Source organism: Streptomyces sp. NPDC053426 (assembly GCF_055585405.1).
In genome coordinates, this window is the sequence record NZ_JBVJKE010000011.1 from 74,116 (window position 1) to 96,326 (window position 22,211).

Genomic DNA, 22,211 nt, shown 5'->3' on the forward strand with positions numbered 1-22,211 from the left:
GTGATGAGGCAGGGCGATGCCCCTGCTGGCGGGGGAGCGATGGCAACAGCCATGGACCTCGTTGCGCAACCATGGACGGCGGCGGAGTACGAAACCCACGATGACCATCGAAGAAGCAGGTAGAGGGTGCCGCGTGGCACACGCGTGTGGGGCTGTCACCGTGGGTCCACCGCGCGCGGGAACCGATCATGCACGCTGACCGCCCTAGCCGCTGCTCCGCTCCACCGGTGGCCCCGGAATCGCCCGTGGGAGGGCGCCGCCGCGTTCGCGCGAAGAAGCCGGGGACACGTCCGCCTGAGGCAGGGGCGAGGTCGAGCAGAGCACTCGGCCATTGCCGTTCGTCCGTGTCAGCCGCGCGGGAAGGCGGCCCACGCGGTGATGTCGAAGCCGTCGCCGTTCTCGCGGACCTCGGCGGCTCCGTGCCCGGGCCAATGGGCCGGGATGACGAGTTCCCGCGTCTCGGCGGCTCGGGAAAGATAGGCGCGGCGGGTTCTGGCCGCGAGCCGGAGGTCGTCGCAGAAGCAACTGTTCCAGCCGGGTTCGAGGACCTGGACGGGGCTGTGCAGCATGTCCCCGACGAAGACGGCGCGGTCGGTGCCCGAGCGGAGGGTAAGGACGGACGAACCGGGGGTGTGGCCCGGTGCTGCCTCCAGCAGCAGGTTGCCGTCGATGCGGTGGGCGTCTTCCCACAGGAGTGCCTGACCGGTGCGGTGGATGGGGGCGATGCTGTCGTTGAACACGAGTGCGCTGCCTTTCCAGCGGAGGCGTTCGTGGTCGTCGCGCGGGGCCCGGCTGCGGCTGGGATTGTCCGGGTCGAAGTAGCGGTTGTCGGCGTGCGGGATCAGGTAGGTGGCATTGGGGAAGGTGGGCACCCACTCGGCGTCACGCAGTTGGGTGTTCCAGCCGACGTGGTCATAGTGGATGTGCGTGTTGACCACGACGTCGACGTCCTCGGGCGCGACGCCGGCCTCACGCAGACGGGCAAGGTAGCCGGTCGACAGTCCGGCGAACTGGGGGATCTGCGGGCGCTCTCGATCGTTGCCGACGCCGGTGTCCACCAGGATGGTCCTGCCCTCGCTGCGCAAGACCCAGGTCTGGATGTGGCAGTGGTAGGCGTCGTCGGCGGGGGTCCAGAAGTCCGGGGCCAGCCACTTCCGGTTGTCCCGCCAGGTCTCCTCGTCGCTGTCCGGGATGATGAAGCGGGCGGTACGGATGGGACCGGACCACTCAACGACGCGCGTGATCGTGACATCGCCGAGGGAGATGGTGTCTGCGGGCATGCGGGGTACTCCGGAATCGCGGAACGGTTCGGATGCGGTTGCGGGGGCGTGCGGAGTGCGATGGAGCGTACGGCTCAGTCAGGCCGCGCCGGACCGTGGGACGGGGGAGCGTAGCGGGCCAGGAAGCTGAGTACGGCTTCCTCGATCACCACTTCCGCGGCGGGCTGGATGGCGGTCTCCTCGTCGAAAGCCATGACCCGAGGCCAGACGAGGAACTCCTGGACCAGACCCATGAACTGACGTGCCGCCAGGTACGTGTCCGCACATCGCAGACGGCCCGCGCGGACCAGAGCGTCGAGGCAGCCGGCGAACTCTTCCACGACGGGCCCCTTGCCCACCCGGTAGAACTCGTCGGCGATCCACGGCAACCGCCCGGACTCGCTCACCACCAGCCGGGCGAAACGGATCTGGTCCGTTTCGGTGGCGAAGCGCTGGAGTGACCGTGCGAAGGAGCGAAGGACCTCCTCGGCGGCCTGGTCGGCGTCGCAGTCCACGAGCCGCCGGTCAGGCCCGGCGAACGCCGACCAGTGGTGGCGCGTCATCTCCCGGAAGACCGTCTCCTTCGAACCGAATCGGTTGTAGATGGTCTGCCTCGAGACTCCGGCGCGCTCGGCGATCCGCTCCAGAGTGACACCTTCGTAGCGGTTGGCCAGGAAGAGAACCTTCGCGGCCGCGAGAATCTTCGCGTCGGAGGCGGACCTCCGGCGTCCGCTCTCCTTCTGCCGTGCTCCCGCCTCATCCGGACTCGACAGGTCCGTGCTCGGCTGCTTGGTCACGCCGTTTCGCCTCCACCCACACGCTGATTTCGCGGCCGGCCGGGGACGCCACCGCGGCACCGGCGCGGCCGTCGATGGGCGGTCTGGCTCGATCAGCAAGGCCGCCCTTCCTGTGTCGAAGATTAGACTTTACAGTACAGTCCAATAAGGCGGACCGGTCAGTTCTGCTGCAGGTGTCCAGGCCCGGCCGCGCCAGCGGGAATCCCGGCTCGCTGTCCGGCACGTACGCTCAGGACCGAGGCCGAGGGCCGATCACGACCTTGCGTGAACGTGCCGGACCGCCTGGAGCTCGACGGCCGCACGGATGTCCTCGACGAGGAAGGTCGCCGCGACGGGTACCCGCAGACGGCCGGCTGCGACAAGGCGCGCGATGTTCTCCAGGGCATCGGGCTCGGGCTGAGTATCGCCGACAGCGTTGTGAAGGACCTCTACGACGGTGCACTGCGACTGCTGAGCCCCGGCACGCTCGGAGGAGCCGGCTTCCGGGTCCGACTGCGAAGGAGAATCGCGCGACGTCGACGGGCGTGTCCATCTATCGGGTTCTCGTGGTCGACGACGAGCCCCGCATGATCGAAATCGTCAAGGAGGTGCTGAGGGAGGATCTCCCCGGGGGTTCGAACCTGCGCAGCGCTCGCTCGGCACCCCGTCCAACGAGCCAAGTCACGTCCCGCCAGCCGCTCCCCCACTTTCACAACCGTCGCACAATCACGCGGGAACTCCCGGGAACCCGCAGGCAGAAGCGGGAAGCCCCTCCCACCAAAAAATGGCCCTGCCCGGGGTGAACCCCCAGGTCAGGGCCATAAAGACAGACGAGTCGGGCTGTACGCCGGGTTCTGTTCCGGCGGGTCCTCGCGGGCCCGCCGGCGACGGCCATCCATCTAGGGCCGGTGTTGCCACCGGCCTCGTGCGGTCTACCCGCGGACTCGGGCGGGCAGCCCTCGATCGTCCGCGCAGAGAAACCTCCGAAGAGGCGTCTCCTCTTGACCTTGCTCCGGGTGGGGTTTACCTAGCCGCCTGAGTCACCCCAGGCGCTGGTGGTCTCTTACACCACCGTTTCACCCTTACCGGGGGCCAAGGCCCCCGGCGGTCTGTTTTCTGTGGCACTGTCCCGCGGGTCACCCCGGGTGGCCGTTAGCCACCACCCTGCCCTGTGGAGCCCGGACGTTCCTCGGGAAGTCCCGTGAGGGACTCCACGCGGCCGCCCGCCCGGCTCGTCTGCCGTGCCGACCATGGTACCGGGCGCGGGCGGGGCTTCGGTGCGGCGGCCGTCGCCAGGACCGAGCCGGTGAGGATCAGGGCGAAGGCGGCGAGGACGCCTCCCGTCAGGGGCTCGTCCAGGAACAGCGCGCCGGCCGCCACCGCGATCGCCGGGTTGACGTACGTGATCACCGACGCGCGGATCGGGCCCGCCTCCTTGATCAGCTCCAGGAAGGCCACGAAGGCCACCGCCGTGCAGACGACGCCGAGGGCGGCCAGGGCGGCGAGGGTGTCGGCCGAGGGCGGGGCCGCCGGGCGGGTCGCGGCCGCCGCGGGGGCGTAGACCAGGGCGGCCAGGGCCAGGCAAGGCGTGATGAGGTGCAGCGTCGGGACGTTCTTGAGGTGGCGGTCGGCGATCAGGGGGGCCGTGGCGTAGCCGACGACCGTCACCAGGACCTCCGCCAGGGAGAGGGCGTCGCCGCCGGTCAGGTGGGGGACGGTGAGGACGCCCACGCCGCCGAGGCCGAGCGCGAGGCCCGTGATCCGGCGGGCGCCCAGCGACTCCGCGGCGCCGAAGAAGCGGGACAGCAGGATCCCGGCGATCGGCACGCCCGCGATCAGCAGACCCGCCGTGGAGCTGGACAGATGACGTTCGGCGTCGGTCAGGGTGTACCAGGGGCCGATGATCTCGATGACCGCGAACGCCAGCATCGGTTTCCAGTACGTCCGTACGTTCCCGACCAGGCCCGGTTGGCGCAGGGCGAAGGGGAGCAGGAGGGCGGCGCCGAGGGCGCAGCGTACGAACACCACCGTCGACGGGGACACCTCGTCCACCGCTACTTTGATCATCAGATAGGGGATGCCCCAGACCACTCCCATCAGGGAGAACAGGGCCCAGCCGCGTGCAGTCATGAAGGTGAGTGTCGGCCGGGCCGGCGGGCGCTGTCTTGAACGCTGTTGCGGTACGCCGCCGGGGTCACCCCGAGGACGCGGCGGAACCAGCGGGTCAGATGGGCCTGGTCGGCGAAGCCGACGAGACCGGCCACCTCGGCGGGGCGCGCTCCGGCGTCCAGGAGGGCGCGGGCCCTGGTCACCCGGTACTGGGCGAGCCAGGCGTACGGGGGCACCCCCATCGTCGTACGGAAGGCGCGCAGGAGCTGGTAGCGGGAGAGGCCGAGGTCGGCGGCGAGTGCGGCGAGGGAGGGCGGGGCGAGCAGTTCGTCGGCGAGGCGGTCGCGGACGGCGTGGGCGACGGTGCCGGCGCCGGGGACCGCCGTGTCGTCCGCGCGGGCGGTGGAGTGGCGGCGGGCGAGGGCGGTGAGCAGCCAGGGGATACGGGACTCCGCCTCCAGGGGGTCCGGGCAGGAGCTCACGTCCGTGTGGGCGCGGCGCAGGGCGGCGGCCAGTTCGGGGTCGTCGAGGACGGGTTCGCGGAAGTGCGGGAGGCCGCTGCCGCCGAGGGTGCCGTCGGTGAGGAGGGCGGGGGCCGCGTAGAGGGCGCGGTAGGAGTAGCCGTCGGGGGCGGCGGGGCCGCCGGTGTGCATCTCGCCGGGTTCGAGGACGACGATCGAGCCCGGTCCTGACACGATGCGCCCGCCCCGGTAGGCGATGGCCTCCAGGCCGCCGACGGTGACGCCGACCGTGAACTCGTCGTGGGCGTGGGGGGCGTACTCGTGCCGGCTGAAGCGGGCGGTGAGCAGGTCGAGGGGAGGACCGCACCGCCCGAGCCGCGCCCTGGTCCAGCGTGCCTGTTCCCGTACGTCCGTCACCTCGCACCCCCGCCCACAGGGGATCAGAGGAAGTCGGCGGTGTCCAGGTCGAATCCGAAGGGGACGGGGAGGGTGATCGGTTTGCCGAAGGGGCGGGTGCACCGCTCGCGGTACTCGTCCTTCTCCGGGTCGCTGAACAGCGTGATCGCGGAGGCTTCGCGGTCGACGAGGAGGTAGAGGGGGATGCCGCCGCGGGCGTAGCAGCGTCGCTTGGCCTCTCGGTCCGCCTGAGGCTTGCTGGATGTCACCTCCACCACCATGGCGACGCCGTCACAGGGCATCCAGGAGTCGGCTCCCCGATAGAGGCGCAGAGCCGTGGGAGCGAAGGTACCGTCCGGGATGGCGTGGTTCTTCGGACAGGCTCCGCCGCCCTTCAGCTTCAGGCCTTTGTTCCCGGAGAACTGCATGTCCGTGCGGGACTTTCTGACCACCTGCGTCACGATCAGCCCGATGTAGTCCTCGTGATCCCCGTCCGGCGGCGGCGTCACAACGATCTCCCCCTCGATCAGCTCGGCCCGGAAACCCTCCGGGGTCTCCAGGGCGAGAAAGCCCTCCAGCAGGACGTCCGCCTGCGAGAGCGGCTCATGGGCCATGGCAGTCATGTCACGCCCCTCCTTCTGTCGCCCGCCAGACTGGGACATCGGATGATCACCTGTCCATGAGATCGGGAACCGTTCCCTCGATCGTGGCACAGGATCGAGGGCCTCGGCAGGCGCCACAGCGTCCGCTGGACCCTGTCGCTGCGCCAGGCGGAGGCGTTCCGCCGCATGCTGCGGATCGTCACGGAGGGGCGGTCGTGAGGGGCGTGCGGGTGGCGTGGGCACTGGCCCGGCACGAGCTGCGGCTCATGATGAGCCTCTGGCTGTGGGTGGCCCGGCGCAGGCACGGTGTCGGCGGCGGGACGGCGTTCGGGTACGCGCGCGGGCAGGCGGCCGTGATGTACGGGTTCGCGTTCGTGTGCGTGGTCGAGACGGTGGCGCTGTCCGTGCTGCTGGGCGACTGGCCGACGGTGCACGCGGTGGTGCTCTTCCTGGACGTGTACACCGTCGTCTTCGTCGTCGCGCTGCACGCCGCGTCCGTCGTACGGCCTCATGTGGTGGGTGACGGCGTGCTGCGGGTGCGCCGGGCCGTCCACGTCGATCTGCGGATACCGGTCGGGCGGATCGCCTCGGTCCGGCGTGAGCTGCGGATGACGCACGAGGCGGCGGAGGGGGAACTCGATCTCGCCGTCGGTTCGCAGACGACCGTCACGGTCGAGCTCGCCGAGCCGGTCACCCACGTCACCTTCTTCGGGCGTCCCCGCGAGATCCGTGTGGTCCGCTTCCACGCGGACGACCCCGACGGGCTCGTACGCGCGCTCGCTGCACCCACTCTCCTCGGTGATAGCGTCTAACCGGACGGCTGCCGGAGGGACACGGAACGTGGTGGGCAAGGGCAAGGAGACGCCTCGCGAGCGGTACCGCAGCCAGGTGCGCGCGGAGATCAAGGAGCGGGCCTGGGAGCAGATCGCCACGGCGGGCGCGCCGGGGCTGTCGCTGAACGCCATCGCCAAGCGGATGGGGATGAGCGGGCCCGCCCTGTACCGGTACTTCGCCGGCCGCGACGAGCTGATCACCGAGCTGATCCGGGACGCCTACCGCGGGCTCGCCGACGCCTTCCGCGCCGCCGCCGCGTCCGGCGCGGACCTCGACGGGCTGGGGTGCGCGCTGCGCGCGTGGGCGCTCGACGACCCGCAGCGCTACTTCCTCGTCTACGGCACGCCGGTCCCCGGCTACCACGCCCCCGAGGACGTCACCACGATCGCCCGCGAGATCATGACGGTCATCCTCGACGCCGCCCGGTCCGTCGAGGACCCGGCGGACACCACCGGCCTGGACGACCATCTCGCCGGGCACCGGGAGTGGGCGGGCGACCACCCCGCGGACCCCGCCGCCCTGCGCCGCGCGCTGTCCTTCTGGACCCGGCTGCACGGGGTGCTCTCCCTGGAGCTGGCGGGGCACTTCACCGGGATGGGCTTCGACCCGGCCGTCCTCTACGGCGCCGAACTGGACCGGCTGGCACACGCCGTACGCTGACTTCGAGCTCGATCGAAGGAGTACGTGTGCTTGTCCTGCTGCCGCCGTCCGAGGGAAAGGCCGCTTCCGGCCGCGGTGCCCCGCTGAAGCCCGAGTCGCTGTCGCTGCCGGGGCTGGCCGCCGCGCGGGAGTCCGCCCTGGCCGAGCTGGTGGACCTGTGCACCGGCGACGAGGACAAGGCGCGCGAGGTGCTCGGGCTGAGCGAGGGGCTGCGGGGCGAGGTCGCGAAGAACGCGCGGCTGCGGACCGCCGGGGCGCGGCCCGCCGGGGAGATCTACACCGGGGTGCTGTACGACGCCCTGGACCTGGCGTCCCTGGACGCGGCGGCGAAGCGGCGGGCGGCGGCGTCGCTGCTGGTCTTCTCCGGGCTGTGGGGCGCGGTGCGGGTCACCGACCGGATTCCCTCCTACCGCCTCTCGATGGGCGTGAAGCTGCCCGGTCTCGGCGCGCTGAGCGGGCACTGGCGTGCGCCGATGGCCCAGGTGCTGCCCGAGGCGGCCGGGAACGGGCTGGTGCTGGACCTGCGGTCGGCGGCGTACGCGGCGGCCTGGAGGCCGAAGGGCGAGGTGGCGGCGCGGACGGCGACCGTACGGGTGCTGCACGCGCCGACGCGGAAGGTGGTCAGCCACTTCAACAAGGCGACCAAGGGGCGGATCGTACGGAGCCTGCTGACCGCCGGGGCCGCGCCGAAGGACCCCGCCGGGCTGGTGGAGGCACTGCGGGACCTCCGGTACGAGGTGGAGGCGACGGCGCCGGCCAGGGCGGGGACGGCGTGGGCGCTGGACGTGCTGGTGGACGAGGTGCACTGATTGCATCCTCTGCAATGAGCTTTGCGCGGTACGCACCGGGGCGGGCAGGATGACGTCATGCGCTCTCCCCTGCCCTCCCCGGATTCCCCCTCCGTGCTGGATCTCGCCCCCGTCGTGCCCGTCGTCGTCGTCGAGGACGCCGCCGACGCCGTACCGCTGGCGCGGGCGCTGGTGGCCGGGGGCCTGCCCGCGATCGAGGTGACCCTGCGGACGCCCGCCGCGCCCGACGCGATCCGGGCGATCGCCGGCGAGGTGCCGGACGCCGTGGTCGGCGCCGGGACGGTGATCACGCCGGAACAGGTGGACGAGGCGGTGGCGGCCGGGGCGCGGTTCCTGGTCAGCCCGGGGTGGACGGACGTACTCCTCGATGCCATGCGGGCGTCCGGGGTGCCGTTCCTGCCGGGGGTGTCCACCGCTTCCGAAGTGGTGGCGCTCCTCGAGCGGGGGGTGCGGGAGATGAAGTTCTTCCCGGCGCGGGCGGCGGGCGGCACGGCGTACCTGAGGTCGCTCGCCGGTCCGCTTCCGCAGGCCCGCTTCTGCCCGACCGGGGGCATCGGTCCCGATTCCGCGCCGGAGTATCTCGCGCTGCCCAACGTGGGGTGCGTGGGCGGGAGCTGGATGCTTCCGGCGGACGCGGTGGCCGCCCGGGACTGGGGGCGGGTCGAGGCGCTGGCGCGGGCGGCGGCGGGGCTCAGCGCAGGTGGGACGTGTCGTTGAACAGGCGGACGCTGGCGTTGCCGTCGGCGTAGTACGCCACGGCGGAGAGCGAGGCCGCCGAGAGTTCCATGCGGAACAGGGCCTCGGGCGGGGCGCCCAGGGCGAGGCGTACGAAGGTCTTGATCGGTGTCACGTGGGTGACGAGCAGGACCGTACGGCCGCGGTACTCGGCGGTCAGCCGGTCGCGGGTGGCGGCGACCCGGGCGGCGGTGGCCGCGAAGCTCTCGCCGCCGCCGGTGGGTTCGGCGTCCGGGGAGGACAGCCAGGCGTTCAGGTCGTCGGGGTGGCGTTCGCGGACCTCGCCGAAGGTGAGGCCCTCCCACGCGCCGAAGTCCGTCTCGCGCAGCCCGTCCTCCACGGCCACGTCGAGCCCGAGACGGGCGGCGACGATGCCGGCGGTCTCACGCGTGCGGGCGAGGGGCGAGGCGACGACCGCCTGGACGGTCCCGCGCCGGGCGAGGAACTCGGCGACCTTCTCGGCCTGCTCCCGGCCGACGCCGGAGAGGGAGGGATCACTGCCGCCACTCCCCGAGAAACGCTTCTGCGGGGTCAGCGGGGTCTCCCCGTGCCGCAGCAGCACGAAGGTCGCGGGCGGCCCCAGATCGGCGGGCGCCCACCCGGCGCTGGGCGTGGCGACGGCCCGCGCGGCGCGGAGGTCGGCGTCGGCCTTGCCACCGGCGGCGGCCTCGGGCGCGGTGCCGGTCCCGGTCGCCCCGGAGGCGGCACCGGTGGCCTCGGTGACGGTGGCGGCCTCGGGCGCGGTGCCGGTTCCGGTCGCGCCGGAGGCGGGCGCGGTGCCGGTTCCGATCGCCCGCGCGGCCCGTACCTCCGCGTCGGCTCTCACGCCGTCGGATCCGGAAGCGGTGGCGCCGGCGGACGCGGCTTCGGGCCCGGCGGTCTCGCCGGACGCGGGGGCCGCCTCCGCGGGCCGCGCGTCGGTGGTGGAGGTGCCGGGTGCCGGTGCCAGTGCCGCCCGGGCGCGGGCCGCGCCCGCTGCCGCGTCGCCCGGCGGGCCCGATGGTTCGGGTCGGGGGATGTCGAGGGCGGCGCGGGAGGTCGCCGCCGACCACGCCTCGCCCCGTTTGCCCGCGTCCATCGCCTCGTTGGCCAGGCGGTCGGCGTGTTTGTTCTGGGCGCGCGGGATCCACTCGTAGGTGACCCGCTCCGGCGGGAAGACCCGCGCCGCCTCCGCCGCGAGCGGCTTCATCGCCGGGTGCTTGATCTTCCAGCGGCCCGTCATCTGCTCGATGACGAGCTTGGAGTCCATCCGGACGTGGACCCGCGCCTCCGGGTCCAGTTCGTGGGCGGCGCGCAGGCCGGCCAGCAGCCCCCGGTACTCGGCGACGTTGTTCGTGGCGACACCGAGGTACTCGGCCGCCTCCACCAGGGTCTCCCCCGTCGCCGCGTCACCCACCACGGCCCCGTAGCCCGCGGGCCCCGGGTTGCCCCGCGACCCGCCGTCCGCCTCGACGATGAACTCCCGCATCGCCAGGACTCCTTACAGCCCCGACTCGGACGTACGCACCAGGATGCGCCGGCAGTTCTCGCAGCGCACCACCGTGTCGGGGGCGGCGGAACGGATCTCGTTCAGCTCGGTGATGGCGAGCTCCTGGCGGCAGCCCTGGCAGGTACGGGCGTACAGCTTCGCCGCGCCGATGCCGCCCTGCTGCTCGCGCAGCTTCTCGTACAGGCTCAGCAGCGGTGCGGGCACGGAACCCGCGACGACCTCGCGCTCCTTCGTCACCGAGGCCGCCTCGCCGTCGATCTCCTCGACGGCCGCGTCCCGGCGTGCGGTGGCGTCGTCGATCCTCCCCTGTACGGAACCGACCCGCTCGGTCAGCTCGGCGACCCGCTCCTGGGCGGACTCGCGGCGCTCCATGACCTCCAGGACGACGTCCTCCAGGTCGCCCTGCCGCTTGGCGAGGGAGGCGATCTCGCGCTGGAGGTTCTCCAGGTCCTTGGGCGAGGAGACCGCACCGGAGTCGAGGCGCTTCTGGTCACGGGCGGCGCGCTGGCGCACCTGGTCGACGTCCTGCTCGGCCTTGGTCTGCTCGCGGGCGCAGTCGCTCTCCTCGGTCTGCGCGGCGACGAGCAGGTCGCGCAGCTGGGTGAGGTCCCGGTTCAGCGACTCGATCTCGGCGTGCTCGGGCAGCGACCTCCGCTTGTGCGCGAGCTGCTGCAGGCGGACGTCGAGGTCCTGGACGTCGAGGAGTCGGATCTGGTCGGCGGGCGCGGCGTTCAGTTGGGGGCTCCAGATGTGTCGGTGGTGGCGGGAGACGCCGCGTGGGCGGTCCAGGGGTCGGTGACCGTCTTCGAGACGTGGACCCGCAGGTCCCATCCGTGGCGGTCGGAGATCTCGTCGAGCTGGGCTGCCGCCAGCTCGCACCAGGGCCACTCGGTGGCCCAGTGCGCCGCGTCGAGCAGCGCGAGGGGACTGTGGGCGCGGGCCTCGGAGGCCGGGTGGTGGCGCAGGTCCGCGGTGAGGAAGGCGTCCACGCCGGCGGCCCGGACGTGGTCGAAGAGGCTGTCGCCGGAGCCGCCGCTGACGGCGACCGTACGCACGGGCGCGTCGGGGTCGCCGGCCACACGGATGCCCTGCGCGGTGGCGGGGAGGCGTTCGGCGGCGCGGGCGGCGAGGTCGCGGACGGTCAGCGGGTGGTCGAGCTCGCAGACGCGGCCCAGCCCCCGGCGGCCCTCGGGGTCGGTCGGGTCCGGCACCAGGGGTCGTACGACCCTGAGGTCCAGCGCGCCGGCGAGGGCGTCCGAGACTCCCGGGTCGGCGGTGTCGGCGTTGGTGTGGGCGACGTGCAGCGCGATGTCGTTCTTGATGAGCGTGTGCACCACGCGGCCCTTGAAGGTGGAGGCCGCGACCGTGGTCGTCCCGCGCAGATAGAGCGGGTGGTGGGTGACCAGCAGGTCGGCGTCGAGCTTCACCGCCTCGTCCACGGTCTCCTGGACCGGGTCGACGGCGAACAGGACCCGTGTGACCTCCTGGTCGGGCTCGCCCACGACGGTGCCGACCGCGTCCCAGGACTCGGCCCGCTCGGCGGGCCACAGGTTCTCCAGCGCGGCGATGACTTCTGACAGACGGGGCACGCTGCCAAGGCTACCTGGGCGGCCCTGTGCGCCCGAACCGGCGCCGCTCTCGCCGCCGGCGCCACGGCCGCGACACCACGACCCATGGAGCACACGTCCGCTTCTTCCTCAGGCGAATCGTTCCTGGAGCACCCTTACGTGTGAAGTGCGGGCCCACCGCTCCGCCGTCTGTGCGTGCGCGACCTACTTTCGTCACCGGAGGTGACCGAACGATGACGGTCTGTGCCATCGAACCTGCGGCGGGACACGAGGAGGGAGCCGGGCGGGCGGGCTGCGCCATCACCGCCGACGGTTCCTACGCCGCACGCCTCGCCCTCGCCGGCGACTCCTTCTTCCCGGAGCGCTGGACCCTGGACGGCCCCGAACCCTACGCGGTGCCGCTGCCCGGCAACCAGCCCGAGGAACCCGGCACCGAGGTGCAGCCCCTGAGCGACGGGCGGGTCCTCATCCACCGGCTGGTGGGCGGACGGCACGCCTTCGCCCTGCTGTACCCGACCGGCCCCGGCACCGGTGAGCTGCCGCTGGGCACGGTCGAGTGCCCGGACGAGGGCACCCGGCTACGGCTGCTGCCGCCCGCGCCGGGCGGGGAGCGGGCGTACGCCCTCGCCGTGGGCCGGCGGTCCACGGCGGTGTGGCTGGTGGTGGGCGGCGCGTTCGGGCCCGAGCAGCTCGCGGAGGTTCCCGGACGCTGCTCGGGCGGGGTGTGGCTGGACCGCGAGGGGCGGATGCTGGCGCTGGACCGGGAGACCGGCGGGCGCACCAAGGCGGTCGTGGTGGACCTGGAGCGCGGCGGCGAGATGTCCCCGCTGCTGCAGATCGCCGACGGGAGCGACGACCGGGTGCTGCTCGCCGACCCGGACAGCGGACTGCTGCTGATCCGCTCGGACGCGCCGTCACCCGGGCGGAGCCGGCTGGGCTGGGGGGTGCTGGGCAGCACGCTGCCGGTGCGTTTCCCGGAGTGCCTGCGGCTGGCGGACTGCGCGGTGACGCCGTTCGCGATCCAGCCGGGGCAGATGCTGACGCCGGAGGGCTGCGCGGTGGCGCTGCGCGTCGACGGCGCGTTCGGCAGTTGGGTCGGGGTGTGGCGGCCGGCGGAACGGCAGGTGCACCATTTCCCGGCGCCGGCGGGGTGGTTGGCCGGGGCGGGACTGTGGACCGCGGACGGGGTGCTGCGGCTGCCGTACGCCACCGGGGCGGTGCCCTGCGGTGTGGCCGGGCTGCGGGCGCCCGGGCAGGAGCGGCGGCGGGAGGGGTTGGACGTCCGTCCGGTGGCGGACCTCCGGGAGGCTCCGGGCCGGCCGGCGTCCGCCGAGGCCCGGCCGGGAACCGGGCCCGCGCCCGGCTCCGTACCCGACGGCCGGCGCTCCTCCGCCGTGGGGCCCGCGGCCGGAGACCGGACGCCGTCCGCGGCCGCGCCCATGACCGAAGGCCGACTCGCCTTTCCGGCCGGTCCCGTGGCCGGTGGGCGAAACCCATCCGCTGCCGGGCTCACGGACGAAGAAGGGATCCCCTTCACCGCCGGACTCATGGCCGCCGGCCGACTCGCCACCACCGACCCCACGGCCGAAGACCCCACCCCGTCCACCACCGCCACACTCATGACCGAAGGCCGACTCGCCTCCGACACCGCACCCATGAACGAAGCCCCCACCCCCTCCGACACCGCGCCCATGACCGAAGGCCGGCTCGTCTCCCCCGTCGGCCCCCTGGCCGAAGACTTCCTCCCGCCCTACGCCGTGCGTACCGACGGCCGGCTGTCGTCGTACGTCGTGCACATCGCCGAGGGGTGGCTTCCGTTGTGCACCGCGCACACGGTGGACGGTCGACCGCAGCCCTGTGCCGAGCACATGACCGACGAGCGGAGTCCGTTCCATGCCGGACTTCCCGCGCACGACACCCCCGCCGCTCCCCGTCCCGTTCCCTTGCAGCAGGCGCCTTTGGGACGGCTTGTAACGAAGTAGTGGCGGTCGGCGTGGCCGCCTGGATTCGGGTGGTGGTGTGCCGGTTACACTCGCCCGGCTGTAGGAAAGATCATGTTTACGGGGTGAGTTCCTTCCGATGAACGACGTCAGCACGAACGAGTCGCAGTCCGCCGAGGGCGGACAGGCCGCTGCCGGACACGGCAAGCACCGGGGCCCGGTCTCCACGCAGGACGCGGAAGCGTCCCCGCGCGGCCGGCACCGCAAGCCGGAACAGGTGAACGAGTACGCGGGGTCGGCCGCCTGACATCACGGCAGGCACCGATCCGCGACTGAGCCGGGCCCCGGCCGTCATCGATGACGGCCGGGGCCCGGCTCAGTCGTGTCCGACCGTCGTATCGGCGAGTACCGGCGCGTCGCCGCGGTCGACGGCACCGACGACCACCCGTACCGCGCCGTCCCCGCGCCACATCCGGATCCGCAGCGTCTCGCCCGGGTACACGACCCCGGCGAACCGGGTGGCGTAGGAGCGGACGCGGGTGACGTCGCCGTCGAGCAGGGTGTCGACGACCGCCTTGAGGGTCATGCCGTAGGTGCACAGGCCGTGCAGGACGGGCCGTTCGAACCCGGCGCGCGCGGCGAACTCCGGGTCGGCGTGCAGCGGGTTCCAGTCGCCGGAGAGGCGGTAGAGCAGGGCCTGGTCCTCGCGGACGGTGCGTTCGAGGGTCCGGTCCGGCCGTCCGGTGGGCGGCTCGTGCCGCACGGACGGGCCGCGGTCTCCGCCCCAGCCTCCTTCACCACGTACGTGGATCCGCGCTTCGTCGGTCCACAGCGGGCCGTCGGCGTCGGCGGCCTCGGTACGCATGACGAGGACGGCCGCTGTGTCCTTGTCGTGGACGGCGGTGATACGGGCGGTGGTGGTGGCGGTGCCCTCGGCCGGCAGGGGGCGGCGGTGCACGGTGAGCGACTGGCCGCCGTGGAGGACGCGGGCGAGGTCCACGTCGATGCCGGGGAGGGAGAGTGCGCCGGTCACGCCGGGTGGGCCGCCGCCTGCGACGGTGGCGAAGCTCGGCAGGACGTGGAGTCGGGATTCGAGGGTGTAGCGCAGTTCTCGGGGGGCGGTGGTGGGATGACCTGCGCCGATGCCCAGGTGGTAGAGGAGGACGTCCTTGGGGGTCCAGGAGATGTGGGTGATGCGGGGTGGGGCGGTCAGGGCCTTGGCTGCGTCGATGGGCATGGGGCTCCTGTCGCGTCGTTCCCGTTGGTCGTGGCCGGGCGGGGGGGCGGGTGTGCTCACCGGTGCTTGCCGGGTGCCTCCCGGGCCCTTGAGGCACTGGGGAGGCACGACTGCCCGCGGCTGCGGCGGCTAGTGTTCCTCCCTCGTCCTCCTCGGCAGCCACAGCCACATCACCACCGCGCCGACCGTCAGCAGTGCCGTACTGGTGCGGAAGGCCAGGGCGTAGCCCTCCGTCAGGGAGTGCGGGGTGCGGGTGGGGCCCGTGTGGGCCGCCGCGATCGTGGACATGATCGCGAGGCCCAGGGAGCCGCCCATCGTGCGGGAGGTGTTGATCAGACCGGAGACCAGGCCGGCCTCCTCCGGTGCCGCGCCGGACGTGGCCAGCGAGGCCAGCGGGGTGGCGGCGATGCCCGCGCCCAGCATCATCAGGATGCCGGGGAACATGATCGCGGTGAGATACGCCCCGTCCGCGGTCATCGTCGACTGCCAGCCGAAGCCGGTCGCCGCGATCAGCGTGCCGAGCACGGCCACGGTGCGCGGTCCCGCCGTGCGCATCAGCCGGGGCGCGAGCTTGGAGCCGATGATCACGGCGAGCGAGCTCGGCACCAGCGCCAGCCCGGCCTCCAGCGGGGTGTAGCCGAGCACGTTCTGCGCGTACAGGGTCATGAAGAACCACATGCAGAACATGGCGGAGCCGCTGATGAGCATCGCCACGTTCGCCGACGCCACCGACCGCAGCCGCAGCAGTCCGAGCGGCATCAGCGGGGCCTTGGCCCGTGCCTCGGCGAGGAGGAACAGGGCGAGGAGGACGAGCCCGGCGCACAGCGGCACCAGCGTGGCCGCCGCCGTCCAGCCCTCGGCCTCGGTCTGCGAGATGCCGTACGCGAGGGTGGCGAGGCCCGCCGTCACCAGCAGCGCGCCCGGCAGGTCGAGCCGCCGGCCGTCCCCGGCCCTGCTCTCCGTGAGCCACCGGGCGGCCCCGGCCAGCACGAGCGCTCCGACGGGTACGTTGATCAGCAGCACCCACCGCCACGACAGCGCGTCCACGAGCACCCCGCCGACGAATCCGCCGGCCGCGCCGCCGCCCGCCCCGACGGCCGTCCAGGTCGCTATGGCCCGGGCGCGGGCCGCGCCCTCCGGCACGGCCGAGGTGACGATGGTGAGCGTGGAGGGCGCCAGGACGGCCGCCCCGAGTCCCTGCACGGCCCGCGCCAGCAGCAGCTGCCAGCCGTCCTGGGCCAGCCCGCCGGCCAGCGAGGCCAGCGTGAACAGGCCGAGGCCGACGAGGAACATCCGCTTGCGCCCGTAGAGGTCACCGGCGCGCCCGCCGAGCAGCATGAAGCCGGCGAAGGCGATGGCGTACGCGTTCACCACCCACTGCAGGCCCTGCTCGCCGAGCGCCAGCCCGCCGCGCATGGACGGCAGGGCGACGTTCACCACCGAGATGTCGAGGACGACGAGGAACTGCCCGGCACAGGCGAGCGCCACCACCAGCCACATGGGCGGTGTGGCGCGAGCGGGCCTGCGGGCGGTGCCGGTGGTTTCGAGCATGTGCGCCATGCTCTCAACCGGGCCCCGCCCCGGCATCGGCTTTTCGTCCGACGTGGGCCAGGTCTCCGGACCTGGGTACGGAGACCTGGTCCCTGTCCTGGGCGCGGACCCGCCGCCCCCGGTCGGCCGGGGGCGGGTGGAAATCTCCGCCGGAGCGAGAAACCGGCCGTCACATGCGGGTGGCGCCGCTGGTGTTCCGGTGGTGCTCGCGCTTGTTCTTGCGAGGGATGAGTCCGGCCAGTCCCAGCAGGCCGAGCAGGCCCCACAGTCCGCCGTTGCCGCCGCCGTCGTCGTCGTTGTCGTCCTGCGCCTGTACGACCGTGGCGGTGGCCGGCCGGTCCGTCTGCCCGGTGGTCTGGCCGAACGCCGCACCGGCCGGGGCGACGGCCAGCAGAACGCCGATGACGACGGTGCCCAGGAATTTACGCATTGCTGTCTCCCTCATCTCAGTGGTCCCAGCAGTCGCTTCCGCACCATCCGTAGTGCCCTTTTCCTCCAGCAACAGACTTGAATGCGACAAATGCCGAGAATTTATCGGCACAAAGGAACGGTCAAGAATTCGTTAGTGGTTCGAAGCATCGGAATAGTTGCCTCGGTGTACGGGGTTCGGCCTACACGTACCCGCCCGCGGCCGGCCCTGGAGGCACCTTTCCATGACGCAGACGACGACCGACCGTCCCTCCGGCAGAGCGGGCGGGGCCGTGGTCCCGGTGCTCGCCTTCGCGGGCATCGTTGTCGCGGTGATGCAGACCCTGCTGGTCCCGGTCATCAAGGACCTGCCGCTGCTGCTGGACACCTCCCCCGCCGACGCGACCTGGGTACTGACCTCGACCCTGCTGTCCGGCGCCGTGGCCACCCCGATCATGGGCCGCCTCGGCGACCTCTACGGCAAGCGGCGCATGCTGGTCGCCAGTCTCGCGGTGATGGTGGTCGGCGCGCTGGTCAGCGCGTTCACCAGTGACCTGCTGCTGATGATCGCCGGCCGCACCCTCCAGGGCTTCGCGATGGGCGCCATCCCGCTCGGCATCGGCCTGATGCGCGACATGCTGCCCCACGAGCGCCTCGGCTCGGCGATGGCCCTGATGAGCTCCTCCATAGGCGTCGGCGGCGGTCTCGCGCTGCCCGCCGCCGCGCTGGTCGCCCAGCACTCCGACTGGCACGCCCTCTACTTCGGCGCCGCCGGCCTCGGCGTCCTCGCGATCGCGCTCACCCTGGCCGTCGTACCGGAATCCCCGGTGCGCGCCAAGGGCACCTTCGACCTGCCGGGCGCGCTGGGCCTGTCCGCCGGGCTGGTGCTGTTCCTGCTCCCCGTCTCCAAGGGCGGCGACTGGGGCTGGGCCTCCGGCACCACGCTGGGCCTGTTCGGCGCGGCGGCCGTGGTGCTCCTCCTCTGGGGCCTGATGGAGCTGCGCGTCCCCGCGCCCCTGGTGGACCTGCGCACCACCGCCCGCCGCGAGGTCCTGCTCACCAACCTCGCGTCGATCATGGTCGGCGTCTCCTTCTTCGTCGTCTCCCTGGTCCTGCCCCAGCTCCTCCAGCTCCCCGCCGGTCACGGGCTCGGCCGGTCGATGGTGGTCGCGGGCCTGTGCGTGGCCCCGCTGGGCCTGACGATGATGTTCACCGCGCCCGTCTACGCCCGCCTCTCCGCCCGGTACGGCCCGAAGACCACCCTCATCCTCGGCCTGGTGATCATCGCGATCGGCTACGGCGGCGGCCTCGGCCTGATGGACGCCGCCTGGCAGACCGTCGTCACCTCGGTGGTCATCGGCGCGGGCATCGGCCTCGCCTACTCCTCCCTGCCCGCGCTGATCATCGGCGCGGTGCCGGCCTCGGAGACCGGCGCGGCGAACGGCCTCAACACCCTGATGCGGTCCATCGGCACGTCGGTGTCGAGCGCCGTCATCGGCATGGTGCTGGCCCACACGGCGGACACCGTGGGCGGGGTGGAGATCCCGACCCTCCACGGCTTCCGGATCTCCTTCCTGATCGCGACGGCGGCGGTGGCCGTGGGTCTGGTCCTGGCCCTGTTCCTGCCCGGCCGGCGCCCGTCGGAGCAGCACCCGCGGCTCCGGGCGAGCAGCGAGGAGGACGCGAACCTGGAGCACGCGGAGGCGGCCCTGCGCGGCTTCCGGGGCCGGGTCCTGGACGCCGCCGGGGCGCCCGTCGCCCGCGCCGAGGTCACCCTGACCGACCGCCACGGCCGCCGGGCGGGCGCCACCGTCTCCGCCGACGACGGCACGTACGCCCTCGCCGTCCCCGCGCGGGGCCCGTACGTCCTGGCCGCCCGCGCCGCCGGCCACGCCCCGCTCGCCTCCCCGGCCCGCCACGAGGGCGACGGACGCCCGGTCGACCTGGACCTGTCCCTGCCGGGCGAGACGGTGTCCACCTGACCCCTGTTACCCGCCGGTACCCCCTGTCGCACCACCCGCGCGGGGGGTACGGCAGCATGGGCCCGTGCACACACGTACGACCTCGGGAGAGGCAAGCTCCATGTCGATGGCACCCGGGCCCGGGATCCTGGCCGCGTTCGAGGCGGCGAAGGGCTTCATGCCCGTGGACGAGGGCCTGGCCCTGTACGCGGCGGCGGCCGAGGCCGGCCGGCTGGGGCTGCCGCTCCTGGAGATCGGCACCTACTGCGGCCGCTCCACGATCCTGCTCGCCGACGCGGCCCGCGCGGCCGGCGTCACCGCGCTCACCGTGGACCACCACCGCGGCAGCGAGGAGCAGCAGCCCGGCTGGGAGTACCACGACCCGGAGACGGTCGACCCCGAGCTGGGCCTGATGGACACCCTCCCCACCTTCCGCCGCACCCTGCACCGGGCGGGCCTGGAGGACCACGTGGTCGCCCTGGTCGGCCGCTCCCCGCGCATCGCCGCCCTGTGGGCCACCCCCCTCGCCCTCGTCTTCGTCGACGGCGGCCACACCGACGAGCACGCCACCGCCGACTACGAGGGCTGGGCCCCGCACGTGGCCGAGGGCGGCCTCCTCGTCATCCACGACGTCTTCCCCGACCCGGTGGACGAGTTCACCGGCCAGGCTCCGTACCGCGTCTACCTCCGGGCTCTCGCGTCCGGCGCGTTCACCGAGGTCTCGGCCACCGGATCCCTGCGCGTACTGCGCCGTACCGGCACGGGCGTCCTGCACCGCTAGGGTGGCTGCGTGTCGTACACAGGTCCCGGTTTCGATCCGCCCCAGCCCCGACGGCCCCGGCGCGGGCCCCTGACCGTGGCACTCGCCGCGCTGGTGCCGGGCGCGCTGCTCGGGTGGGCGGTGTACGCCGCGGTGGGCGGGTCCGGGGGCGACGAGGGGCCGGGGAGCACCGCCGCTTCCGCTTCCGCTTCCCCCTCCGCACCTGCTTCCGCTTCCGCCTCGTCCCGTACGTCGTCGCCGGCGCCGTCCGCGAGTTCCGAGGACGAGAAGCCGAGCGCCCCCGCCGCCGCGAGCGGTCCCCTCGAGGGCAAGGTCGTCGTCATCGACCCCGGGCACAACCCGGAGAACTTCAAGCACACCGCCGAGATCAACCGCCAGGTCGACATCGGGACCAACCGCAAGGCGTGCGACACCACCGGAACGTCCACCAACGACGGTTACGCCGAGGCCGACTTCACCCTCGACGTCGCCCACCGGATGCGCACGCTCCTGGAGAAGCAGGGCGCCGCCGTGAAGCTGACCCAGGACGGGGACCGGCCGTTCGGACCGTGCGTGGACGAGCGGGCCCGGATCGGCAACGAGGCGAAGGCCGACGCCGTCGTCTCGATCCACGCGGACGGCTCGGGCACCGGCAACCGCGGCTTCCACGTGATCCTGCCCGGCGCCGTCGACGCCGGTGCCGCCGACACCCGCGCCATCGTCGGGCCGTCCGACGACCTCGGCACGCGCATCGCGGGCAACTTCGTCCGCGTCACCGGCAGCGCGCCCTCCAACTACGTCGGCGACGGTACCGGTCTCGTCACACGTAAGGACTTGGGCGGTCTCAATCTGTCAACGGTTCCCAAGGTGTTCATCGAGTGCGGCAACATGCGCGATAGCAAGGACGCGGCACTGCTGACCAGCGGTGCCTGGCGGCAGAAAGCGGCGCAAGGGATTTCCGACGGAATCGTGAGTTTCCTGCGCGGGTGAGGATCAGCGCGCTGATCCGGGCGGACAGCCCGATCGCACGGACGGTAGTGTCGTCCGGACGATGAGGGGCCACCCCCGCGCTTCACACCGGAACCTTCGGGCGACACCGTGACAGCGACGCCTCTTCCGACGACGAGACGACCTACGAAGGACCTGAAGTGAATATCCGCTCCCTCACTCGAGGCGACGGCGTGGTGATCGGAGCAGCGGTATTGCTGTTCATCGCGTCGTTCCTCGACCTCTACTCCGTCGACGGCGCACCCGACGACTACGACCTCCCCAGCCTGTGGGGCAGCGGTCCGGTCGTACTCGGAGTGGTGCTGGCGGGCATCATCGGCGCGGCGCTCGTCGTCGTCGCCCGTGGTCTGCCGCAGCCGCCGAAGGTCGCGGGGCTCGACCTCGGCCAGTTCGGCATCGCCTTCACGGTGTTCGCCGCCTGGAGCGCGCTCGGCAACATCTTCGACGTGGCCGGCGGCATCGACAACGTGGGCGGTGGCTCCTCCGACGGCCCCGACGCCGGCACCGGTCTGATCCTGGCCCTCATCGCCACGCTCGTCATGGCCGCCGCCGCCGTCGCCACCCCCCTGGTGCCCGCCCTCAAGGGGGCCCTGCTCCCGGCCGCCCGTCCCGCCGCCCCGCAGCCGTACGGCGCTCAGCCGCCCGGCGGTTACGGCTACCCGGGTGCGCAGCAGGCCTCGTTCGGCGGTCAGCCGCAGCAGCCCTTCCCGGGGCAGCCGCAGCCCGGCCAGCCCCAGCCCGGCCAGCCCCAGCCGGGTCAGCCGCAGCCGGGTCAGCCCGCTCCGGCGCCCGCCGGTGACTTCTCGCCGTTCTGGTTCGCGGTGCCGGTGCCCCGTCCGCTGTTCCCGGAGGACGGCTCGCCCACGCCGATCGCCGAACTGGCCCCCGGTACCTGGTACCTGGCGGTCGAGCAGCGCGGTCCGTCCCTCGTCGCCCAGACCCAGGACGGCCGCCGCGGCGTCCTCCAGGACACCTCGGGCATCCAGCGCGGCTGACCGGCCCCGGCCCTTTCTCGTCACGGCCCCCCGCCCTTCCGGGCGGGGGGCCGTTGTCGTTCCGCCGGGCGGCGACCCTGCGCCGCACGGACGCGGCCTGAGACCCGGAGCGGGTCAGCGGCCGACGGACTCCGCGGCAGGCTCGGTCGTCCCGACCGGCCCCGGTACGCCCCGGGTCTCCTCCTCGATTCGTGCGATCAGCCCGTCGAGCACCTGCTCCGCCTGTTCCGGGTCGAAGTCCTCCCCCAGCCGCTTGCGTACGCCGTCGTCGCTGAGGAGGTGGTGCACGGCCGGTGTGACGCCGTGCCGGGCGAGGCAGTTGCGGGCGCACTGCAGCACGCATCCGTCGACGGCGATGACCGGCCGGTCACCGCGGGCCTTGCGGACCAGGCTCGGGACGTCCCCGCCGACGCCCGCGATGCACGACATCTCGGCGATGCCGCGCCGGTCGAGCTGGACCGCGATCCAGTTGGTCATCTGGGCCGCGCTCGAACAGCCCGAGCAGGAGTAGACGAGCGGCAGATCACGGCGGCGTTTCACAGGGGGCCTCACTCGGGGCGGCGGGGATCGCGCGGTGCGCTCCCCGCCAGCCTAGGAACGGTGCCCCGACGGGCACATGGGTCCGTCGGGCCACCGGCACAGGGCCGTTCGGC

Annotated in this window: 21 protein-coding genes, 1 other RNA gene and 2 pseudogenes; 11 read left to right on the plus strand and 13 right to left on the minus strand. The window is 72.9% G+C overall.

What is annotated here, in order from left to right:
- Nucleotides 1–347: 347 nt before the first annotated feature.
- Nucleotides 348–1,280 (minus strand): MBL fold metallo-hydrolase, encoded by a 933-nt coding sequence (locus tag ACZ62B_RS22640; RefSeq protein ID WP_344564927.1) that lies wholly within the window; start codon nucleotides 1,278–1,280, stop codon nucleotides 348–350.
- A gap of 74 nt (nucleotides 1,281–1,354) precedes the next feature.
- Complete coding sequence (locus tag ACZ62B_RS22645; protein ID WP_344564925.1) at nucleotides 1,355–2,056, minus strand: TetR/AcrR family transcriptional regulator; 702 nt, start codon at nucleotides 2,054–2,056, stop codon at nucleotides 1,355–1,357.
- Nucleotides 2,057–2,326: 270 nt separating this feature from the next.
- On the opposite strand from ACZ62B_RS22645, the gene ACZ62B_RS22650 reads away from it, so the two are divergent.
- Nucleotides 2,327–2,626, plus strand: a complete 300-nt coding sequence (locus ACZ62B_RS22650; RefSeq protein WP_382053733.1) for a hypothetical protein — start codon at nucleotides 2,327–2,329, stop codon at nucleotides 2,624–2,626.
- Nucleotides 2,627–2,862: 236 nt separating this feature from the next.
- Here ACZ62B_RS22650 and rnpB read toward each other — a convergent pair.
- The 4 genes and pseudogenes from rnpB to ACZ62B_RS22670 form a co-directional block, all read right to left on the minus strand.
- An RNA gene (gene rnpB / locus ACZ62B_RS22655) (RNase P RNA component class A) lies at nucleotides 2,863–3,270 on the minus strand.
- Nucleotides 3,271–3,385: 115 nt separating this feature from the next.
- A pseudogene (locus ACZ62B_RS22660) lies at nucleotides 3,386–4,165 on the minus strand (DMT family transporter); the annotation flags it as partial.
- A complete protein-coding gene (locus ACZ62B_RS22665) occupies nucleotides 4,162–5,022 on the minus strand; it encodes an AraC family transcriptional regulator (protein WP_344564921.1) in 861 nt (286 codons plus the stop codon). The pseudogene ACZ62B_RS22660 and the gene ACZ62B_RS22665, both read right to left, overlap by 4 nt.
- 23 nt (nucleotides 5,023–5,045) lie before the next feature.
- Entirely contained in the window at nucleotides 5,046–5,615 is a 570-nt protein-coding gene (locus ACZ62B_RS22670; RefSeq protein ID WP_344565082.1) for a Uma2 family endonuclease, read from the minus strand.
- A gap of 254 nt (nucleotides 5,616–5,869) precedes the next feature.
- Here ACZ62B_RS22670 and ACZ62B_RS22675 point away from each other — a divergent pair, with 254 nt between their 5' ends.
- From ACZ62B_RS22675 to eda, 4 genes are read left to right on the plus strand one after another with little or no spacing between them, the layout of a single operon-like run.
- Nucleotides 5,870–6,415, plus strand: a complete 546-nt coding sequence (locus ACZ62B_RS22675; protein WP_469691984.1) for a hypothetical protein — start codon at nucleotides 5,870–5,872, stop codon at nucleotides 6,413–6,415.
- A gap of 28 nt (nucleotides 6,416–6,443) precedes the next feature.
- Nucleotides 6,444–7,097 (plus strand): TetR/AcrR family transcriptional regulator, encoded by a 654-nt coding sequence (locus ACZ62B_RS22680; protein WP_344564919.1) that lies wholly within the window; start codon nucleotides 6,444–6,446, stop codon nucleotides 7,095–7,097.
- 26 nt (nucleotides 7,098–7,123) lie between these two features.
- Nucleotides 7,124–7,906, plus strand: coding sequence for a peroxide stress protein YaaA (yaaA, locus tag ACZ62B_RS22685; RefSeq protein ID WP_468724318.1), 783 nt, complete (start codon nucleotides 7,124–7,126; stop codon nucleotides 7,904–7,906).
- Nucleotides 7,907–7,963: 57 nt separating this feature from the next.
- The gene (gene eda, locus ACZ62B_RS22690; RefSeq protein ID WP_344564915.1) at nucleotides 7,964–8,623 is read left to right on the plus strand and encodes a bifunctional 4-hydroxy-2-oxoglutarate aldolase/2-dehydro-3-deoxy-phosphogluconate aldolase; all 660 of its coding nucleotides are present in this window, start codon (nucleotides 7,964–7,966) and stop codon (nucleotides 8,621–8,623) included.
- On the opposite strand, the gene ACZ62B_RS22695 is transcribed toward eda, so the two are convergent.
- Genes ACZ62B_RS22695 through ACZ62B_RS22705 form a run of 3 tightly spaced genes read right to left on the minus strand, consistent with a single transcriptional unit; the run spans nucleotide 8,598 to nucleotide 11,719 of the window.
- Complete coding sequence (locus ACZ62B_RS22695; RefSeq protein ID WP_469691860.1) at nucleotides 8,598–10,109, minus strand: bifunctional RNase H/acid phosphatase; 1,512 nt, start codon at nucleotides 10,107–10,109, stop codon at nucleotides 8,598–8,600. The genes eda and ACZ62B_RS22695 overlap by 26 nt on opposite strands.
- 12 nt (nucleotides 10,110–10,121) lie before the next feature.
- The gene (locus ACZ62B_RS22700) at nucleotides 10,122–10,865 is read right to left on the minus strand and encodes a zinc ribbon domain-containing protein (protein WP_344565078.1); all 744 of its coding nucleotides are present in this window, start codon (nucleotides 10,863–10,865) and stop codon (nucleotides 10,122–10,124) included.
- Complete coding sequence (locus ACZ62B_RS22705) at nucleotides 10,862–11,719, minus strand: Nif3-like dinuclear metal center hexameric protein (RefSeq protein WP_344564911.1); 858 nt, start codon at nucleotides 11,717–11,719, stop codon at nucleotides 10,862–10,864. The genes ACZ62B_RS22700 and ACZ62B_RS22705 overlap by 4 nt, the downstream gene beginning before the upstream one ends.
- Before the next feature lie 212 nt (nucleotides 11,720–11,931).
- Between ACZ62B_RS22705 and ACZ62B_RS22710 the strand changes: the two are divergent.
- Together ACZ62B_RS22710 and ACZ62B_RS22715 are read left to right on the plus strand one after the other, a co-directional pair.
- Nucleotides 11,932–12,951, plus strand: a pseudogene (locus ACZ62B_RS22710) (hypothetical protein); the annotation flags it as partial.
- Nucleotides 12,952–13,777: 826 nt separating this feature from the next.
- Nucleotides 13,778–13,945 (plus strand): hypothetical protein, encoded by a 168-nt coding sequence (locus ACZ62B_RS22715; RefSeq protein ID WP_344564909.1) that lies wholly within the window; start codon nucleotides 13,778–13,780, stop codon nucleotides 13,943–13,945.
- 69 nt (nucleotides 13,946–14,014) lie between these two features.
- On the opposite strand, the gene ACZ62B_RS22720 is transcribed toward ACZ62B_RS22715, so the two are convergent.
- The 3 genes from ACZ62B_RS22720 to ACZ62B_RS22730 form a co-directional block, all read right to left on the minus strand.
- The gene (locus ACZ62B_RS22720) at nucleotides 14,015–14,875 is read right to left on the minus strand and encodes a MaoC/PaaZ C-terminal domain-containing protein (RefSeq protein ID WP_468724322.1); all 861 of its coding nucleotides are present in this window, start codon (nucleotides 14,873–14,875) and stop codon (nucleotides 14,015–14,017) included.
- A gap of 129 nt (nucleotides 14,876–15,004) precedes the next feature.
- Nucleotides 15,005–16,435 carry an MFS transporter gene (locus ACZ62B_RS22725; RefSeq protein WP_468724324.1) on the minus strand — a complete coding sequence of 477 codons (1,431 nt, stop codon included), beginning with the start codon at nucleotides 16,433–16,435 and terminating at the stop codon, nucleotides 15,005–15,007.
- Between the two features lie 160 nt (nucleotides 16,436–16,595).
- Nucleotides 16,596–16,856: a WGxxGxxG family protein gene (locus tag ACZ62B_RS22730; RefSeq protein WP_344564903.1), complete on the minus strand. Its 261-nt coding sequence runs from the start codon at nucleotides 16,854–16,856 to the stop codon at nucleotides 16,596–16,598.
- A gap of 223 nt (nucleotides 16,857–17,079) precedes the next feature.
- Here ACZ62B_RS22730 and ACZ62B_RS22735 point away from each other — a divergent pair, with 223 nt between their 5' ends.
- From ACZ62B_RS22735 to ACZ62B_RS22750, 4 genes are all read left to right on the plus strand, one after another.
- The gene (locus ACZ62B_RS22735; protein WP_344564901.1) at nucleotides 17,080–18,816 is read left to right on the plus strand and encodes an MFS transporter; all 1,737 of its coding nucleotides are present in this window, start codon (nucleotides 17,080–17,082) and stop codon (nucleotides 18,814–18,816) included.
- A 100-nt stretch (nucleotides 18,817–18,916) separates the two neighbouring features.
- Entirely contained in the window at nucleotides 18,917–19,576 is a 660-nt protein-coding gene (locus ACZ62B_RS22740) for a class I SAM-dependent methyltransferase (RefSeq protein ID WP_344564899.1), read from the plus strand.
- 9 nt (nucleotides 19,577–19,585) lie between these two features.
- Nucleotides 19,586–20,545, plus strand: coding sequence for an N-acetylmuramoyl-L-alanine amidase (locus ACZ62B_RS22745; RefSeq protein ID WP_469691864.1), 960 nt, complete (start codon nucleotides 19,586–19,588; stop codon nucleotides 20,543–20,545).
- 158 nt (nucleotides 20,546–20,703) lie between these two features.
- Entirely contained in the window at nucleotides 20,704–21,558 is an 855-nt protein-coding gene (locus tag ACZ62B_RS22750) for a hypothetical protein (protein ID WP_468878694.1), read from the plus strand.
- A gap of 114 nt (nucleotides 21,559–21,672) precedes the next feature.
- Here the strand turns inward: ACZ62B_RS22750 and ACZ62B_RS22755 are convergent, their stop codons facing one another.
- Nucleotides 21,673–22,098, minus strand: a complete 426-nt coding sequence (locus ACZ62B_RS22755) for a putative zinc-binding protein (RefSeq protein WP_344564893.1) — start codon at nucleotides 22,096–22,098, stop codon at nucleotides 21,673–21,675.
- Nucleotides 22,099–22,211: the final 113 nt, after the last annotated feature.